Below are 17,987 nucleotides of genomic sequence, written 5' to 3'. Positions count from 1 at the left end.
GCCTTCAATCTTCAGGGAGCTCGATGAACAAGCAACGCCTTCGTCTCGTCCTCGGTCAATCCCTGGGCCTGCTGGTGCCACCGGCCCCCGGTCGCCGGGCCGATGGCGGCCGCGCCTCCGGTGCGCAGCGGCGCCTGGGCCCGCTCGTCTGCGCGACATGCGCCGTCTTCGCGAGCGGTGGCGGTGGCTCGCCCGCGGCGCAGGCCCAGAACAGCGTGCCGCCGCTCAGTGGACGTCCACATGGGTTCGGTCCGGACGACATGCGAGGAGCGATGACGCCGGCCATGCCGACGGCGACGGCGACGGCGCGCAGCTTCGAGATCCGCGGCTTCGAGCTGGACGACCAGGCCGGACTCCCGCCCGAGCGGCTGGCCCGGGTGCAGGCCATCTTCGATGGCGTGCGCGGTCCCGCGCGCACCCTGGCGGAGGTGACCGTGGCCAGGATCTCGGCGCAGGCGCTGCTCGACGAGACGCAGCCCGGCGCGCTGATCGTCAACGTGCCGGAGCAGACGCTCGAGGAAGGCCGCATCCGGGTCGTCCTCCTCGCGCGACAGGACGTGCGTCTGGACCGGTTGAGCATCGTGGCCGCGCCGGGCTTCGACGAGCGCAACGTGCGCGCCTCGGTGCCCGCGCTGGCCGAGGGCATGCGGCTGGACGCGAACGCGCTGGACCGCCAGCTGCGCCTGGGCGAGCTCAATCCGTTCAAGCGCACCAGCGTCGCACTGGGCCGCCAGGGCGATGGGGTGGCCACGGCGGTGGTCACCGCGCGGGCCGAGCGCGGCGCGCTGGGCTTCGCGAGCACCGACAACTTCGGCCCCCGCGGGGCGCGCGCGCGCCTGGGCGCGGGCTATGTCGACGGCAACCTCACCGGGCGCGACGACGTGCTCTCGCTCAACGCCATGAGCGCGCTGCACGCCCAGCGCCTGCACGGGCTGAGCGTGAGCTATGCGCTGCCGCTGTACCGCCACGACCAGCTCCTGGAGCTGGGCCTGGCGCACTCGCGCTCGGACTCCGGGCGCAGCGTGGAGCTGTTCCGCATCAATGGAGCGGGCACGGCCGCCTCGCTCAAGTGGAGCTACCTGCTGCCGCGCCAGGCCACGGCCGACCTGCGCCTGACGGCGGGCTACCTGTACCACCGCACACGCGGGCGCATCGGGCTGCAGGCGTTCGAGGAGGTGACGTCGCAGCTGGCCCCGGGGGCGACGGCGCCGCTGTCGGTGGGGGTGGAAGGCGAGGTGCGGCCCACGGGGCTGGGCCTGGCGGTGGTGGTGAGCGGGGCGGTGAACGTGGCGCACAACTTCGCCGGTCGCCTGGGCAGCACCGACGAGGCGGGGCTGCGGGCGTTGCGCCGGGGGGCGGGGGACTTCACGCTGGCGAGCGCGCGGCTGCGGGCGGAGGCGGAGCTGGGCGGGGGCTGGCAGCTGCGCGGCAGCGTGCTGGGCCAGACCACGGGGGATGTGCTGGTGGCGGCCGACCAGCTCAACGTGGCCGGGCCGTATGCGGTGCGGGGCTTCCGCGACGCGGGCCTGCTGGGCGACCGGGCGCTGGTGACGAGCGCGGAGGCGGCCACGCCGGTGCTGTTGAAGATGGCCGAGGTGAGCCTGCGCGGCTGGGGCTTCGCCGACTATGGGACGTTGCGGCGCAATCACGCGCTCGTGGGCGAACTGGCACGCGCCGATGTCGCCTCCGCCGGCATGGGTCTGCGCACGGCGGCGCATTGGGGCACGCTGGAGATGTACCTCGCGCGCAAGTTCACCGGACGCGCCTACGACCTCGATCTCTCGCGCTATTCGCTCTGGGTCAACGCGGCCGTCAAGTTCTGATCCCTCCCCCCGCAACCCCACAGCCCGGCAGGAACGACATGAACCCCACGGCGATCTTCCCGGTCGAGTCCTTCGAGTCCTTCGCCTACCGGCGCGACCGCGAGCAGGGCGTGCGCGAGCTGGTGCGCCTGCTGCAGTCGTTCGATCGGCACTATGGCGATCTGGAGGGCATCGTGTCGATGCGGCGGGCGGTGGATGTCGAGCGTCCCGATGCGCACCTGCCGACCCGCCTCGCCTCGGCCCTGACGTGTCTGCTGTCGGATCCCGGGTTCCGGCTGTCGGAGCTGGGGTTCGCCCAGCTGATCGGCCTGCAGCGGTGGATCGGCACCTTGTTCGCGGCCACGCCGTTCGGCAACGCGGATCACGTGCTCGCCACCATGGACCTGGGCGGCACCGACGGTGCGCTGCAGGTGCGGCCATCGGATCTGGCCAGGTTCTGTCTCCTCTACACACCGGATTCGGAGCTGCAGCTCGACGTCGACGCGCTCTGGGCGCATCACCCCCGTCACACCGCCGCCCTGCTGCTGGCGCTGCTGTCGCCGCGTTTCCTGGGCACGCGGGCGGCGCATGGCAAGCGGGAGACGCTGCTGGGCTGGCTGCCGCGCAAGCTCGCCGAGCTCGAGTTCCTGGAGACCCTGCCGCGCGCCATCCTGCACGACGTGTACATGCATTGCAGCTATGCGGACCGGCCCGACAAGCACGAGATCAAGCGCCAGATCAACCGGCTGGTGCGCAACGAGACGCTGCTCCTGGGCTGGACCGATCCCGACCTGGCGACGGCCGGCACGCGCCGCGTCGACGGCAAGCCGGTGCTGGTCGTGGTGCTCGAATGGTTCGGCGCGCAGCACTCGGTGTTCCGCACGCACTCGGCATCGCTGCGCGGACTGCGTCGGCGCTTCCACGTCGTCGGCCTGGGCAGCGAGCCGCACGTGGATGCGGCCGGCCGCGCCGTGCTGGACGAGTTCGTCGCGCTGCGCGGCGGCTTCGCCGACATGATCGAGACCGTGCGCTCGACGGTCGCGCGGCATGCGCCGTCGATCGTCTACTACCCGTCGATCGGCATGTTCCCGCTCACCATCTTCCTGGCCAACATGCGCCTCGCGCCCGTGCAGGTGACGGCACTGGGGCATGGCGCGAGCTCGATGTCGCCCTTCATCGACCATTTCGTGGTGGATGAGGATTTCGTCGGCGATCCGGCCACCTTCTCCGAGCGGCTGATCCTGATGCCGCCCCACGGCATGCCGCACGTGCCCTCGGATGCCCACCGTGCGGTCCGGCCGCGCCTGGGCCCGGAGCAGCCGGACGTCGTGCGCATCGCGGTGGCCGCGACCCCGATGAAGCTCAATCCCGTGCTGATGGGCGCCTGCCGGGAGATCGCGCGCCGGGCGCGCACGCCGGTGCACTTCGACTTCTTCTGCGGCCTCTCGAACGGGCTCGGCGCGATGCAGGTCCGGCGCTTCGTGGCCGGCTGGCTGGACAACGCGACCTTCCACGGCACGCTCGCCTATGCCGACTACATGGCGCTGCTCGGGACCTGCGACATGTTCATCGACCCGTTCCCCTACGGCAACATGAATGGCATCGTCGACATGGCGCATCTCGGCCTGGCGGGGGTCTGCCGCGTCGGGCCGCAGGTGCACGAGCACATCGACGCGGGCATGTTCCATCGGCTCGGCCTGCCCGGCTGGCTGGTCGCCGATTCCACCGAGGCCTATGTGGCGGCCGCCGTCCGGCTGGTCGACGGCCACCGGGAGCGCCGCGCGCTGCGTCTCGACCTGCTGGAGCGCGATGCGGTCCAGGTGTTCTTCCAGGGCGATCCGACCTTGCTCGGCGAGCGGCTGCTGGCGCTCGCCGACGAGGCCATCGGCACGCGGACGGCACGGGCGGCCGGCACCGCGCAGCCGCAGCCCTGGCCATGCCCCGGGTCCCGGTTCCCGGGTCCCGCGTGATGTCGCGGCCCGGCCGTCGCCGCTCAGCGGAACCCCGCCGCGCTCAGTCGCGCATCAGCGCCTCGATCTCGTCGCCCCGCACCGGGACGTCGCGCGTGATCAGCTCGCAGCCACTGTCGTCGACGATCGCATCGTCCTCGATGCGGATGCCGATGTGGTGGAAGGCCTCGGGCACGCCCTCGCCCGGACGCACGTAGAGGCCGGGCTCGATGGTCAGCACCATGCCGGGCCGCAGGATGCGGCTCGGACGGCTGCGGACGGTCTCGCCCGAGAGCGGGTCCTGGCGCTCGCTGATCTCGCCGCGCTGCGTCGGCTCGACATAGCTGCCGCAATCGTGCACGTCCATGCCCAGCCAGTGACCCGTGCGATGCATGTAGAACGGGAAGTAGGCGCGCCGCTCGATCACGTCGTCCACGCCGCCGACCTTGGCGGCATCGAGCAGGCCGAGGTCGAGCAGGCCCTGCGAGAGCACGCGCACGGTGGCGTCGTGCGGATCGCTGAAGCGCGCGCCGGGACGCGTCGCCGCGATGGCGGCCTCCTGGCTCGCGAGCACCAGGTCGTAGAGCGCGCGCTGCGGTCCGGTGAACCTGCCGTCGGCGGGAAAGGTGCGCGTGATGTCGCTCGCATAGCCGTCGAGCTCGCAGCCCGCGTCGATCAGCACCAGTTCGCCGGCGCGCACCGCGCCGGCATCGGCGCGATAGTGCAGCACGCAGGCATTGGCGCCGGCCGCGACGATCGAGCCATAGGCCGGGAACTGCGACCCGCCGTGGCGGAACTCGTGCAGCAGCTCGGCCTCCAAGTGGTACTCGCGCACGTCCTGGCCGTCACGCAGCATGCGGGCGCTGGTGCGCATGGCGCGCACGTGGGCGGCGGCGCTGATGCGGGCGGCGCGGCGCATCGTGTCCTGCTCGTGCGCGTCCTTGAACAGGCGCATCTCGTCGAGCGGCCCGCACAGGTCGCGCTGCTGCTCGGGGCACAGCGCGCCCATCCGCACGCGGGCGCGCACGGCGGCCAGCCAGCCGTCGACGCGCGTCTCCAGTCCCTGGTGGGTGGCGAACGGATACCACACGGCATCGCGGTTCTCCAGCAGGCGCGGCAGGCGCTGGTCGAGTTCGTCGATCGAATGCGCGGCATCGACGCCGAGCATCGCCGGCGCGGCCTCCGGCCCCAGGCGATAGCCATCCCAGATCTCGCGTTCGAGGTCCTTGGGCGCGCAGAAGAGCGTGGAGCGGCCATCGCCCGTGAGCGCCAGCCAGGCATTGGGCTCGCTGAAACCGGTGAGATAGAAGAAGTAGCTGTCGTGCCGGTAGGGGAAGTCGCTGTCGCGGTTGCGCGGGCGCTCCGGCGCGGTGGGGATGAGGGCGATGCCGTCGCTGCCGAGTTGCGCCGCGAGCCGCGCGCGGCGCTGCGCATGGAGGGATGTGCTGGTCATCCCTCCACGATGCCACAGCTCGGGCGCCGGCGCGGCGCCGGGGGCCGGTTTCAGCGCCGGCCGTCGAGGGCGGCCAGGCGCTCGGGCGTGCCGACGTCGGTCCAGGCGCCGGTGTGGAGTTCGGCGCTCACCCGGCCGGCGGCGATCGCCGCGCGCAGCAGCGGCGCCAGCGGGGCGCCGAGGCCCGCCGGATTGCCGGGCGGGATCGGACCCTGCGGCGGCTCGAAGAAGGCCCGCCGGTAGAGCGCGATGGTGGAGAACGTGAAGCGCTCGCCGCCCGGCGGCGCGTCGTTCAGCGCCAGGGCCACGCCGTCGCGCGACTCGGCCAGGCCGAAGTCGCCCCGCGGGTGGTGGGCGGGATTGGGCACCAGCCACAGATGCGCCAGACGGTCCCCAGCGGCGAAATGCTCGAAGGCGGCGCGGGAGAAGACGAAATCCGGCGCGTACACGTCGCCCGCCGCGACCCAGAACACCTCGTCGAGCAGCGGCAGCGCTCGCGCGATGCCGCCGGCGGTCTCCAGCGCGTGGCCGAAGTCGCGGCCCTCGTGCGAATAGGCGAGCGTGGTGGTGGCGCCGGCATCGGCGGCGCGATGCGTGGCGCCGAAGCGGGCCTCGATCAGCTCGCCCAGCCAGGCCGTGTTGATCACCACGTCGGTGAAACCGGTCCTGGCCAGTGCCTCCAGGGGCCATTGCATCAGGGGCTTGCCATGCACCTCGAGCAGTGGCTTGGGCGTGTGGTCGGTGAGTGGTCGCATGCGCTCGCCACGGCCGGCCGCCAGGATCATGGCGCGGGCCGGGCGCTCGCGCGGCGCAAGAGGATGGGTGCTGTCGGACGTGCCCTGCATGGGCCGCGACTCTAGCAGCGCCTGCGTGACAGCACGCCGGACGGACCCGGCCGTTAAAATTGTTGGCTTTTCCCCTTCCCCTCCCCCGAAAGCCCTGTACAGATGGCCAACCAAGCCTTGATGGCCAACGCGATCCGCGCGCTGGCGATGGATGCCGTTCAACTCGCCAACTCCGGTCATCCGGGCGCTCCGATGGGCATGGCCGACATGGCCACGGCGCTCTGGGGCGATCACCTGCGCCACAACCCGGCCAATCCGCACTGGGTCGACCGCGACCGCTTCGTGCTCTCCAACGGCCATGCCTCGATGCTGCTCTACGCGGTGCTGCATCTGGCGGGCTACGACCTGCCGGTGGACGAACTCAGGAAATTCCGCCAGCTCCACAGCAAGACCGCCGGCCATCCCGAGGTCGACGTCACGCCGGGCGTGGAGACCACCACCGGCCCGCTCGGCCAGGGCATCACCAACGCGGTCGGCTTCGCGCTGGCCGAGAAGCTGCTGGCGGCGGAGTTCAACCGCGACGGCCATGCCATCGTCGACCACCACACCTATGCCTTCCTGGGCGACGGCTGCCTGATGGAAGGCATCAGCCACGAAGCCGCCGCCCTCGCCGGCGCCTGGCGCCTGGGCAAGCTGATCGCGCTGTACGACGACAACGGCATCAGCATCGACGGCCCCGTCAATCCCTGGTTCATCGACGACACCGCCGCGCGCTTCAAGGCCTGTGGCTGGAACGTGATCGGCCCGGTCGACGGCCACGACGCCGGCGCCGTCTCGCGCGCCATCGCCGAGGCCAAGCTGCAGGGCGTCGCCGGCAACCGCCCGACGCTGATCGTCTGCAAGACCCACATCGGCAAGGGCAGCCCGAACCGCGCCAACACCTCCAAGGCGCATGGCGAGCCCCTCGGCGCCGACGAGATCGCCCTCACCCGCGACGCGCTGCAGTGGCCGCACGCCCCGTTCGAGCTGCCCGCGGAGGTCTACGAGGCCTGGGACGCCAAGGCCGCCGGCGCCAGGACCGAGGCCGAGTGGAACGAGCGTTTCGCCGCCTACGGGCAGCAGTTCCCCGAGCTGGCCGGCGAATTCACGCGCCGCATGAAGGGCGAGCTGCCGAAGAACTTCCACCAGACCGCGTTCGACGCCGTCGTCGCCGCGCATGCCAAGGCCGAGACCGTGGCCAGCCGCAAGGCCTCGCAGATCGCGCTGGAGGCCTTCACCGCCGCCCTGCCCGAATTGCTGGGCGGCAGCGCCGACCTGACCGGCTCCAACCTCACCAATACCAAGAGCACCCCGGCGCTGCGCTTCGACGCCGCCACCGGCGCCGTCGCGCTCGATGCCCCCAAGGCCGCCGCCCAGGGCGCCGAGGACGAGTCCAAGCCCGCCAGCAGCGCCGATGCCGCCACCGTGCCGCATGGCCTGATCGGACGCCACATCAACTATGGCGTGCGCGAGTTCGGCATGGCCGCGATCATGAACGGCGTGGCGCTGCATGGCGGCTACATCCCCTATGGCGGCACCTTCCTGACCTTCAGCGACTACAGCCGCAACGCCATCCGCATGGCCGCGCTGATGAAGCGCCGCGTGATCCACGTCTTCACGCACGACTCGATCGGCCTGGGCGAGGACGGCCCGACGCACCAGTCGGTCGAGCACGCGGCCAGCCTGCGCCTGATCCCCAACCTCGACGTCTGGCGTCCGGGCGACACGGCCGAGACGGCCGTGGCCTGGGCCGTCGCGCTGCAGAACCAGGCGCGCCCGACGGCGCTGCTGCTGTCGCGCCAGAACCTGCCCTACGCCGCCAAGGAAGATCTCGGCGACATCAGCCGGGGGGCCTACGTGCTGGCCGAGCCGGAGCGCGTCGGCCTGAAGAACAAGAAGGTCAAGGCCGTCCTCATCGCCACCGGCTCCGAGGTCCAGCTCGCGTTGCGCGCCCAGGAGCTGCTGGCGACGCGCAAGATCGGCGTGCGCGTGGTCTCGATGCCTTCCACCACCACCTTCGACCGCCAGGACCTGGCGTACAAGAAGCGCGTGCTGCCCAAGGGCCTGCCGCGCATCGCCGTCGAGATGGGTTCGACCGACGGCTGGTGGAAGTACGGCTGCGCCGCCGTCGTCGGCCTCGACACCTTCGGCGAGTCGGCGCCCGCGGGCGTGCTGTTCAAGCACTTCGGCTTCACGCCGGAGAACGTCGCCGCGACCGTCGAGAAAGCGCTCGAGCGCTGACCCCGGCCACCCTTTCCCCGCCCTTTTTCTCAACCTCCAGGAGCTCAGTCCACATGGCTATCAAACTCGGTATCAACGGCTTCGGCCGCATCGGTCGCAACGTGCTGCGCGCCGCCGTCCAGAACTTCAAGAACGACATCGAGATCGTCGCCATCAACGACCTGCTCGAGCCCGACTACCTGGCCTACATGCTGCAGTACGACTCGGTGCACGGCCGCTTCAAGGGCGAGGTCTCGGTCGACGGCAACACGCTGATCGTCAACGGCAAGAAGATCCGCCTGACGCAGGAACGCGATCCGGCGGCCCTGAAGTGGAACGAGGTCGGCGCCGACATCGTGCTCGAAGCCACCGGCCTGTTCCTGACCAAGGAAACCTGCCAGAAGCACATCGACGCGGGCGCGAAGAAGGTCATCATGTCGGCCCCCTGCAAGGACGACACGCCGATGTTCGTCTACGGCGTGAACGACGCCAAGTACGCCGGCGAAGCCATCATCAGCAACGCCAGCTGCACCACCAACGCCCTGGCGCCCCTGGCCAAGGTGCTCAACGACAAGTGGGGCATCAAGCGCGGCCTGATGACCACCGTGCACGCCACCACGGCGACGCAGAAGACCGTCGACGGCCCGAGCAACAAGGACTGGCGCGGCGGCCGCGGCATCCTGGAGAACATCATCCCCAGCAGCACCGGCGCGGCCAAGGCGGTGGGCGTGGTGATCCCCGAGCTCAACAAGAAGCTCACCGGCATGAGCTTCCGCGTGCCGACCTCCGACGTCTCGGTGGTCGACCTGACGGTCGAGCTGGAGAAGGAAGCCACCTACAAGGAGATCTGCGCCGAGATGAAGGCCCAGTCCGAAGGCGCACTCAAGGGCGTGCTGGGCTACACCGAGGACAAGGTGGTGGCCACCGACTTCCGTGGCGATCCGCGCACCTCGATCTTCGATGCCGAGGCCGGCCTGGCGCTCGACAGCACCTTCGTCAAGCTCGTCTCCTGGTACGACAACGAATGGGGCTACTCGAACAAGTGCCTCGAGATGGTCAGGGTCGTCTCGAAGTAAGCCGGGACACCCCCATCGGGCGCCCGCCCGCCCGATCCATGGAGAACGCGCCCCCGGGCGCGTTTTTTCATGGCGACGGCGCCTCGTGGCTGCCGACCGATCGCGCGATGTGCTCGCGCAGCCAGCGATGCGCCGGATCGCGATGGACGCGCTCGTGCCACAGCATCAGCAATTCGAAGCCCGGCACTTCCAGGGGCGGGTCGATCACCCGCAGCGCGGCGCGGTCGCGCACCACTCGCGACGGCACCAGCGCGACCAGGTCCGTGCCCGTGAGCACCGCTTCGAGGAACAGGAAATGCGGCACCGACAGCGCGACGTGCCGCGTCATGCCGCGCTCGGCCAGCGCCGCATCGGTCGCCCCGTGGAAGCCACCGCCGTCGGGCGAGACGATCACGTGGTCGAGCCGGCAGAACTGCATCAGCGTCGGGCGACGCTTCAGCCGGGGATGGCCGGCGCGCCCGGCGAGCACGTATCGCTCCGTGAACAGGGAGCGCCGCCGCAGATCGGGTGGCGCGTTCGTGGCGACGTGGAAGGCCAGATCGATGCCGCCCTGTTCGGCCTGGCGCGACAGGGTGCGCGGATTCAGCTCCAGGACCGCCAGCCGAGACGCCGGTGACGCCACCCGCAATCCGGCGAGCGCCGGCAGCACGATCGTCGATTCGCCATAGTCCGAAGCCATGACGCGCCAGGTCCGGCCGTCCCGTGCGGGATCGAACGGGGCCGACGGCGCGATGGCCGACCGCAGCGCCTCCAGCGACTGCCGCAAGGGTTCGCGCAGCTCCTCGGCCCGGGCCGTGGGACGCATGCCGCGCGGACCGGGCATCAGCAGCGGATCCCCGAAGACCTGGCGCAGCCGGGCCAGCTGCAGGCTCACCGTCGGCTGCGAGAGATGCAGGCGCTGCGCGGCACGGGTCACGTGGTGTTCGGCCAGCAGGGCATCGAGCGTGACCAGCAGATTGAGGTCGAGGCGTCGCAGGACATCGTTCATGGAAATACCTGGCATGTGGGAAATCCATTTTCCACATGGCCCGGCGAGACCTATCGTGCGGTCCATCTTCTCCCTCCGGCCCCTCGCGGCATCGACCCACCATGAACGTCCTTCTCGTCCACGCCCATCCTGAGCCACGCTCCCTGAACGGCGCGCTCAAGCACTTCGCCGTGCGACGCCTGGAGGCGGCCGGCCACGCCGTCGAGGTGTCCGACCTGTATGCCATGCGGTGGAAGGCCGCATTGGATGCCGACGACGGTCCGGCACTGCCGTCGGAGACGCGCTTCGATGCGTCGATGCATTCCAGGACGGCCTTCGACGAGGGCACGCAGAGCGCCGACATCGCACGCGAGCAGGACAGGCTGCGCCGGGCCGACGCCGTCATCCTGCAGTTCCCGCTGTGGTGGTTCTCGATGCCGGCGATCCTCAAGGGCTGGGTCGATCGCGTCTACGCCTGCGGCTTCGCCTATGGCGTCGGCGAGCATTCGGACACCCATTGGGGCGACCGCTATGGCGAAGGCCTGCTGGCCGGCAAGCGCGCCATGCTGATGGTGACGACGGGCGGCTGGGACTCGCACTACGCGCCGCGTGGCATCAACGGCCCGATCGACGATCTGCTGTTTCCCATCCAGCACGGCATCCTGTTCTATCCCGGCTTCGACGTGCTGCCACCGCACGTCATCCATCGCACCGGCAAGGTCGACGCGATGGCGTTCGAGCGCCTCTGCGCGGCATGGGGCGAGCGCCTGGATACGCTCTTCACCACGGCGCCGATCCCGTTCCGGCGTCAGAACGCCGGCGACTACCGGATTCCCGAGCTGACATTGCGCGAGGAGCTCGCGCCGGGCGCGTCGGGTTTCGGCATCCACGTCGCTCCAGTCACCCTGGAGCGATGCTGAAGGGCGCGACCGCGCCGGCGGCGCCCTCGGCGGCGCCCGCCTCAGCCCACCGGCTCCAGCACGTGGATCACGCGGTCGGCCAGCAGCTCCTTGGTCTTGGCGCCATAGGCCGCCATGTGCGGCGCGGCGGCGTGGGCCTTCAGGGCGTCCAGGCTGGCCCACTTCTCGACGACGACGAAGCTGTCCTCGCCGAAGGTGCCCTTGGAGGCCGGCATGCCCTGGGCGTCGACGGTGGCGACGTACTCGATGCAGCCCTCCTCGGCCAGCACGGCCGGGCGGTTGGCGGCGAAGAATTCGAGCACCTGGGCGCGCAGGCCCGGCTTGGCGGTGATGACGGCGACGACGTGGATCATTTCGGATGGCTTTCTTCGACAACGGGTGGACGGAACATCCCCGAATCTACGGGCAGGCGCGCCCGGCGCCGCGTCCGGTCAGCGACAAGACGTGGTCATGGCGTCGTCGATATCCCGGCATCCGGTGTCCCCGGCCGTTCCTCGCGACCATCGGGGTGGCGGGCGAAGCGGGCCGGGTCGCGGCCATGCACCGGTGCCTCGTCCTGCCACGGCCAGCCGCCGAAGCCGGTGCTGCGGTAGTCCTGCATCGCCTGGGCGATCTCGGCCTGGGTGTTCATCACGAACGGACCGTACTGCGCCACCGGCTCGGCGATCGGGCGGCCCTGCAGCAGCAGGAACTCGGCCGGCTCGCCGCCTTCGTTGACCAGTTCCACCGGCGCCGCGGCGCGCAGCTCGATCGCGGCGTGGGCGTCCACGGCCCGGCCGCCCACCGACACCCGGGTGCCCTTGAAGAAGTACAGGCTGCGGCGCGTGTCCGCACCGATGGCCGGGGGCAATGTGAAGCGCGCGCCCGGCGCCATCCGCAGCGTCCAGATCGCGACATCGGCATCGGCCTGCGCGGCCCAGGAGTCGGGCGGCGGGGCCAGGGGCTGGAGTGGCGTGGTGGTCGTGGCCGTCGTGGCGGAAGCCGTCGTCGGCGTCGCCGGTGCCAGGCGGCCGGCCACGCAGGCCACCTCGGTGGCGCGACCGGCCTCGTCCGTCACCGAGGCCCGCGGGATGTCCTCGGCCCAGAACATCGTGAAGTGCGGCGCCGCCATCTTGTGGCGCGCGGGCAGGTTGAGCCAGATCTGGAACAGCTCCAGCGGATTGCCGGCCTGCTCGTCGAGCAGCGGGAACATCTCCGAATGCACGATGCCGCGTCCGGCCGTCACCCACTGCACATCGCCGCCGCCGAAGCGCGCCGCCGCGCCGAGCGAGTCGGCATGGTCGATCAGGCCCTTGCGCACGATCGTCACGGTCTCGAAGCCGCGATGCGGGTGGCCGGGAAAGCCGGGCACGGTCTCGCCGTGATACATGCTCCAGCCGTCCTTGCGGCTGAAGTCCTGCCCGATGGCGCGGCCCGCGAGCGGCGTCGCCGGTCCGAGGTCGGGGTTGGCCCGCGGATAGCCATCGTCGTGATAGGCGCAGAACAGGAACGGATCGATGGTCGCCCACGGAAAGCCCAGGGGCTGGATGCGGACGATGGCGTCCGATGTCGATGTCGATGTCGATGTCGATGCCGACGTGGCGGGGCGGGTGGTGGCGACCATGGCGGGTGTCCTTTGCGGTGAGGGGGCCGGCCGGACGCAACGACCGGCATGGCATCGGTCGCAGATGGGGCCGATGACGGCGCGCAAAAGGCGGCGCGGCGGCGACATGGCGTTCCGCTGGCGGGACAAACCGGTCCGGCGCGCGGTCCGCGCGGCATCGTCCGGCCCGGCACCGCCGCATTCCGCGCTAAGTTGGCAGTCATGCCGCGCTCCTCCGTCCGCTCCACCGCCGCCCCTTCGTCCTCCATCACCATCGCCCCGCTCGCGTCGGCGCCGGTCGCCCCCGCCATCGGTGCCACCGGGGCCGTGCCCGGTGACGCCGCCCGCGCGGTCATCGACTTCGGCGCGCCCTCGCACGAGGTCGCGCGGTGGCTCATCGGCGTCACGCTGCTGGTCGATGGCGTCGGCGGCCGGATCGTGGAGACCGAGGCCTACGACCGCGACGACCCGGCCTCGCACAGCTTCAACGGCCCGACGCCGCGCAATGCCGCCATGTTCGGCCCGCCGGGCAGGGCCTATGTGTACCGGTCCTATGGCATCCACTGGTGCCTGAATGTCGTCTGCCGCGAAACCGGGCATGGCGCCGGGGTGCTGATCCGCGCCATCGAGCCGACCGTGGGACTGGAGCGCATGCGCGAGCGGCGCGGCCTGCGGGATCCGCGCCTGCTGTGCGCCGGGCCGGGCCGCGTCGCCCAGGCGCTGGGGGTGGACGCGGGCTTCGATGGCCTGCCGCTGGATGCGCCGCCCTTCCTGCTGCTCGGCCGGCCGGACGACGCGTCGGACCTCCTGATCGACGTCGGGCCCCGGATCGGCATCTCCAAGGCCGTCGACGTCCCCTGGCGCTTCGGCGAGCGGGGTTCGCGCTTCCTGAGCCGGGCCTTTCCCCGGCGTGCCTGATCGGCCAGCGCCCCGGCCCGGCACCGGTTCCAGCTCAGGAGGCCGGCGGCCGTCCGCGCAGCCAGCGGGCATGGTCGTCCGGGAAGGCGAGCTTGAAGCGCGCCGCCAGCGCGGCCGCCTCGTCGTCGCGGCCCAGCAGCCTGGCGCTGTCGATCAGCCGGGCGATCACGCGCGGCTCGGGCGAGAAGTGGAGCATCCGCCCGGCCAGGGCATGCACATCCGCCGCATTGGCCGGCGTCACCGGCGTCATCGAGAGTTCGGCGAATCGCACCTGGCTCGCGAACAGCCACGACGACCGCAGCTTGGCCAGCGTGTCGTCGCGCCAGGGCGCCAGGCGTTCGCCGCGCGCGACATAGAGCTGGCTGACGCGCGTGTAGTCCCAGGCGGCGAAGGCGACGGCGACCACCAGCAGCATCGCCACGGCGCGCGGCAGCAGCAGCGTCCATGGCCGGCTCGGCATGGCAGCCGCGGCATCCGTGTCGGCAGCGGCAGCGCCACGGTCCGCGTCGCCCCTGCCGACGCCCGGCCACAGCAGTCCCAGGCACAGGCCGAAGACCAGCTGGAACGGTCCATACCAGAGCGGATATTCGAGCAGGCTGTGCAGCACGATCGCGCCCAGCGCGGCCCAGGCCAGCAGGCGGGTCGGGTCGCGCTCGCGCCAGGGCCGCGCGCGCAGCGCCAGCCAGGCGAACCCGCCACAGATCGCCAGCGAGGCCGGCACGCCCAGTTCCACCGCCAGATGCAGCGGCAGGTTGTGCGCGTTGTCCAGGATCTCGGCGAAGCGGGGACCGGCATAGAGCGTGTCGAAATGCGCGAAGGCGAGTTCGCCCCAGCCCCATCCGGCCCATGGATGCTGCGCCACGAGATCGACCACGTTGCGCCACAGGAGCAGCCGGCCATGGCCTTCGGGCAGGCCGTCGCGCAGGCGCCGCAGCATGCCTTCGACCTCGGGTCCGGCGGCGAGCGGCAGGGCCCAGGCGGCGATGAAGTAGGCCGGGATCAGGCCCAGCAGCAGCATCGGATGCGGCAGCCGGTACGGCCCGGGCGCGCGCCGTTCGCCCCAGGCCAGGGCCGCCGCGACGCCGCTGATCGACAGCCATTGCAGCAAGCCGGTGCGCGAGGTCGATGCCGCCGCCGCCAGGGTCAGCAGGCCGATCGCCGCCCAGGTCGCGACCGGCGCCAGGCGATCCGGCCAGCCGCGGACGCCATCGATGGCGCCTATCGCGACGATGCCGCGCGATGCACGCGTGGCATGCAGCCACAGCGCTGATGCCAGCGCCATGCTGACGAGGGTGGCGAACTGGTTGCGCTGGCGCAGGTTGCCATAGGCCTGGCCGACCTCCGGGGCGGTGGTCCAGGGCGTCAGGGCGGTCGCGGCGCCGTAGTACTGGCACAGGCCCAGCAGGGCGCTCACGAGGCCGGCCACCAGCAGGCCCCAGGCCAGCGCGCCCTGGCGGCGCCCCGAGGCCCGCGCCCAGCGCGCGCCCACGCAGGCGGCCAGCGCGACCGCCACGACCGCCCCGATGGCCCCCAGCAACCACGCCGGCTCGCGCCCGTGGCGCCAGGCGAGCGCCCCCAGCACCACGCCGAGCCAGCACAGCAGCGCGCGTGCCGGAACGCCATCGCGCGCGACGCCGCCGATCCAGGTCAGCGCCGCCACGCAGACCCAGGCGCCCAGCAGTTGCCAGACATTGACCGAGGGTCCGGCGACGAGGGGCGAGAGGAAGGGAAAGGCGATCAGCGCGGCGCAGGCCACGGTCGCGGGGTCCGGGCCGACGCGCTTCGTGCCCGCAGCGGGAGCACCCGGGATGGCGCTCGAAAGTGAAGTCTGTAGCCTGACGGTATTCATATTGCGATAAGCGGTCAGCAGCCATGTATGTCGAACGTTAGTATCCACCCTCATAACATTTGGCAATATTTGGGCACATTCGACGATGAGCACTCGGTCTGGCCAAACAGGGTCCCGGCAGTCAGGCTTCACCCTGATCGAAGTGCTGGTGGCGATCGTCGTGCTGTCGTTCGGCCTGCTGGGCATGGTGGGTCTGCAGGCGGCGTCGCTCCAGGCCAATCGCGATGCGCGTCTGCAATCGACCGCCATTCTGCTGGCGCGCGAGCTCGCCGAGATGATGCGCGGCAACAAGAACATCGCCATCCGCACCTCCAACAATCCCTATCTGGGCGCGTTCGCGAAGAACGCGCTGGTGGCCGCCACGCCGTCGTCCTGCCTCAACGTGGGCGCGACCTGCGCCAGCGCCGAGGACGTGGCGCGTGCGCAGCTGACTGAATGGCTCGGCCGCGTCAACGACCAGTTGCCCGGCGCGCAGGTGACGATCTGCGCCGATGCCGCGCCCTTCAATGCCAATGGCCTGCCGGTCTGGCCCTGCACCGCTTCGACGGGAGTGACCGATGGCGTGGTGATCAAGATCGGCTGGACGCGCCCGGCCTTCAGGCGCGCGACCAGCGCCAACGATGCCTCGGCCCTGGTGTCGTCCGATGTCGCGCCGTCGGTGGTGCTGCCGGTCATGGCGGGCGGGACGTCGTGATCCGGCGCGGATCGCGGGAGCTGCGCCGGCGCCATTCGCACCGCGCCGGGGTGGCCGGGCTGACGCTGATCGAACTGATGGTGGCCATGGTGATCGGCCTGGTCATCGTGCTGGCATCGGTCGCGGCGCTGACGGTGGCGCGGCGCGGCTTCACGACCGTCGACGCCGCGTCGCAGCTGCGCGACAACGGGCGCTTCGCCTCCGACCTGCTGCAGCGCGTGGCCGCGCAGGCCGGCTATCGCGATGTCTTCATCGTCACCCGGCCGGCATCGAGCGACCCGACGCGCGAGCCGAACGTCGCGGGCTTCAACAATTCGCTGCTCAACGAATCGACGCCCACGACGGCCGCCACCGTCCGCGCGGCGGGCTCCACGGGCTTCGGCAGCGACATCCTGATCCTGCGCTACCAGGCCTCGCAGCTCTACACCAACGCGACCGACGCCACGCGGGCGACGGTGTCCGACCAGACCATGATCGACTGCGCGGGCAACACGCTCGCGACCGTTCCCAATCCCCAATCCACCGATCCGACGCAGATGGCGCAGGCGTACGACAACCGCATCGTCAGCATCTTCCACGTCGCCATCAACAACGGCGAGCCGGCGCTCATGTGCACCTTCTCGCCCACTGGCGTGGCGCCCTGGACCACCGTGCCGCTGGTGCAGGGGGTGGAGAATTTCCAGGTGCTCTACGGCGTCGACGGCGTGACGCCCAACACGGCGCCGACGGCGGCGGTGACCGCCAATGCCCCCGACGTGCCGAGCCGCTATCTGCGCGCCGACGAGATGGGCGTGCCGGGCAGCGCCAACGACACCCGCGCCAACTGGCGTCGCGTGCGCAGCATCCGCATCGGCATGGTGCTGCGCACCCCCCCCGGCGCCACGCAGGACCGCGCCACCCAGACCTTCTTCCCGTTCGGCTCCTTCAAGGATGCGGCGGGCAATCAGAGTCCCGCCCTGGCCACGACGCAGGCCCGCGATCCCGGCACCGTGTTCATTCCCACGCCCGATGGCCGGCTGCGCCAGGGCGTCACCTTCTCGATCCACCTGCGCAATGACCAGACCCTCTGATCCGTCCCAGCGGGGCGTCTCGCTGATCGTCGTCCTGCTGATCCTGGTGGTGGTGTCGGTGCTGGGCGTGGGCGGGGCGCAGATCGCCACCATGGCCGAACGCGGCTCGCGCAACGATCGCGACATGCAGGTCGCCTGGCAATCGGCCGAGGCGGCGCTGACGGACGCCGAGTTCGACATCCATGGCCCCAATACGGCCGCCGGCAACCGCCGCAGCGTGTTCAAGGACATGCGCGACATCAACCTGTTCGTCGCCGGCTGCGGCACCAGCGGCACTTCCAAGGGGCTCTGCACGCTGGTCGAGACCGGCAAGCCGGCCTGGCTGACGGTCGACTTCACCGTCGATGCCGCCACCGCCCGGACGACCGCCCTGGGGACCTTCACCGGCCGCGGTTTCGCCGCAGTGGGCGCGGGCGGCGCGGCCCTGGGCGTGCAGCCGGCCAAGGCGCCACGCTACATCATCGAGCCGATCGTGGACGTCCTGGAGCGCGACCTCGGCACCGGCACCGGCAAGCCGCCCTCCTTCGTCTACCGCGTCACCGCCATGGGCTTCGGACCCCGTGCCGACATCCAGGCCATGACGCAGATGATGTACCGCGACTGAGCGCCCGGCACCCACGCGCCGCCGACCTCCAACCACACGACCGACCGATCCACCGGATT

15 protein-coding genes are annotated in these 17,987 nt (G+C 71.1%); 9 read left to right on the top strand and 6 right to left on the bottom strand.

The features are described from left to right. The first annotated feature begins 23 nt into the window (after nt 1-23). Together AC1MLT_RS12330 and AC1MLT_RS12325 are read left to right on the top strand one after the other, a co-directional pair. Nucleotides 24-1,823, top strand: a complete 1,800-nt coding sequence (locus tag AC1MLT_RS12330; RefSeq protein ID WP_481032502.1) for a ShlB/FhaC/HecB family hemolysin secretion/activation protein — start codon at nt 24-26, stop codon at nt 1,821-1,823. Nucleotides 1,824-1,861: 38 nt separating this feature from the next. Next, nucleotides 1,862-3,772: a peptide transporter gene (locus tag AC1MLT_RS12325; RefSeq protein WP_481032501.1), complete on the top strand. Its 1,911-nt coding sequence runs from the start codon at nt 1,862-1,864 to the stop codon at nt 3,770-3,772. A gap of 43 nt (nt 3,773-3,815) precedes the next feature. On the opposite strand, the gene AC1MLT_RS12320 is transcribed toward AC1MLT_RS12325, so the two are convergent. Together AC1MLT_RS12320 and AC1MLT_RS12315 are read right to left on the bottom strand one after the other, a co-directional pair. Next, complete coding sequence (locus AC1MLT_RS12320; protein ID WP_481032500.1) at nt 3,816-5,204, bottom strand: aminopeptidase P N-terminal domain-containing protein; 1,389 nt, start codon at nt 5,202-5,204, stop codon at nt 3,816-3,818. Between the two features lie 50 nt (nt 5,205-5,254). Continuing rightward, complete coding sequence (locus AC1MLT_RS12315) at nt 5,255-5,989, bottom strand: nucleotidyltransferase family protein (protein ID WP_481035000.1); 735 nt, start codon at nt 5,987-5,989, stop codon at nt 5,255-5,257. Between the two features lie 162 nt (nt 5,990-6,151). Here AC1MLT_RS12315 and AC1MLT_RS12310 point away from each other — a divergent pair, with 162 nt between their 5' ends. Together AC1MLT_RS12310 and gap are read left to right on the top strand one after the other, a co-directional pair. Further along, on the top strand, nt 6,152-8,269 hold the full coding sequence (locus AC1MLT_RS12310; RefSeq protein WP_481032499.1) for a transketolase family protein: 2,118 nt from the start codon (nt 6,152-6,154) through the stop codon (nt 8,267-8,269). A 53-nt stretch (nt 8,270-8,322) separates the two neighbouring features. Continuing rightward, nucleotides 8,323-9,324, top strand: coding sequence for a type I glyceraldehyde-3-phosphate dehydrogenase (gene gap, locus AC1MLT_RS12305; protein ID WP_481032498.1), 1,002 nt, complete (start codon nt 8,323-8,325; stop codon nt 9,322-9,324). A gap of 67 nt (nt 9,325-9,391) precedes the next feature. Here the strand turns inward: gap and AC1MLT_RS12300 are convergent, their stop codons facing one another. Further along, a complete protein-coding gene (locus AC1MLT_RS12300) occupies nt 9,392-10,312 on the bottom strand; it encodes a LysR family transcriptional regulator (protein WP_481032497.1) in 921 nt (306 codons plus the stop codon). 101 nt (nt 10,313-10,413) lie between these two features. On the opposite strand from AC1MLT_RS12300, the gene AC1MLT_RS12295 reads away from it, so the two are divergent. Further along, complete coding sequence (locus AC1MLT_RS12295) at nt 10,414-11,211, top strand: NAD(P)H-dependent oxidoreductase (RefSeq protein WP_481032496.1); 798 nt, start codon at nt 10,414-10,416, stop codon at nt 11,209-11,211. A 41-nt stretch (nt 11,212-11,252) separates the two neighbouring features. On the opposite strand, the gene AC1MLT_RS12290 is transcribed toward AC1MLT_RS12295, so the two are convergent. Both AC1MLT_RS12290 and AC1MLT_RS12285 read right to left on the bottom strand, forming a co-directional pair. Beyond that, nucleotides 11,253-11,564, bottom strand: coding sequence for a putative quinol monooxygenase (locus AC1MLT_RS12290; RefSeq protein WP_481032495.1), 312 nt, complete (start codon nt 11,562-11,564; stop codon nt 11,253-11,255). Between the two features lie 95 nt (nt 11,565-11,659). Beyond that, nucleotides 11,660-12,814 carry a pirin family protein gene (locus AC1MLT_RS12285; protein ID WP_481032494.1) on the bottom strand — a complete coding sequence of 385 codons (1,155 nt, stop codon included), beginning with the start codon at nt 12,812-12,814 and terminating at the stop codon, nt 11,660-11,662. Between the two features lie 201 nt (nt 12,815-13,015). Between AC1MLT_RS12285 and AC1MLT_RS12280 the strand changes: the two genes are divergently transcribed. Then, nucleotides 13,016-13,711, top strand: a complete 696-nt coding sequence (locus AC1MLT_RS12280; RefSeq protein WP_481032493.1) for a DNA-3-methyladenine glycosylase — start codon at nt 13,016-13,018, stop codon at nt 13,709-13,711. A 34-nt stretch (nt 13,712-13,745) separates the two neighbouring features. Here AC1MLT_RS12280 and AC1MLT_RS12275 read toward each other — a convergent pair whose 3' ends face one another. After that, nucleotides 13,746-15,467 carry a PglL family O-oligosaccharyltransferase gene (locus AC1MLT_RS12275; RefSeq protein WP_481032492.1) on the bottom strand — a complete coding sequence of 574 codons (1,722 nt, stop codon included), beginning with the start codon at nt 15,465-15,467 and terminating at the stop codon, nt 13,746-13,748. A gap of 178 nt (nt 15,468-15,645) precedes the next feature. Here AC1MLT_RS12275 and pilV point away from each other — a divergent pair, with 178 nt between their 5' ends. The 3 genes from pilV to AC1MLT_RS12260 are packed head-to-tail and all read left to right on the top strand — an operon-like array spanning nt 15,646 to nt 17,928. Beyond that, nucleotides 15,646-16,254 carry a type IV pilus modification protein PilV gene (pilV, locus tag AC1MLT_RS12270; protein WP_481032491.1) on the top strand — a complete coding sequence of 203 codons (609 nt, stop codon included), beginning with the start codon at nt 15,646-15,648 and terminating at the stop codon, nt 16,252-16,254. Then, complete coding sequence (locus AC1MLT_RS12265; RefSeq protein WP_481032490.1) at nt 16,251-17,324, top strand: PilW family protein; 1,074 nt, start codon at nt 16,251-16,253, stop codon at nt 17,322-17,324. Before pilV ends, AC1MLT_RS12265 begins: the two co-directional genes overlap by 4 nt. Beyond that, complete coding sequence (locus AC1MLT_RS12260) at nt 17,308-17,928, top strand: pilus assembly PilX family protein (protein WP_481032489.1); 621 nt, start codon at nt 17,308-17,310, stop codon at nt 17,926-17,928. Before AC1MLT_RS12265 ends, AC1MLT_RS12260 begins: the two co-directional genes overlap by 17 nt. The last annotated feature ends 59 nt before the right edge of the window (nt 17,929-17,987 follow it).

Source organism: Variovorax sp. PEI5 (assembly GCF_056679935.1).
Note: the sequence above shows the minus strand (reverse complement) of the source record. Positions and strands in the feature narration are given on the sequence as shown.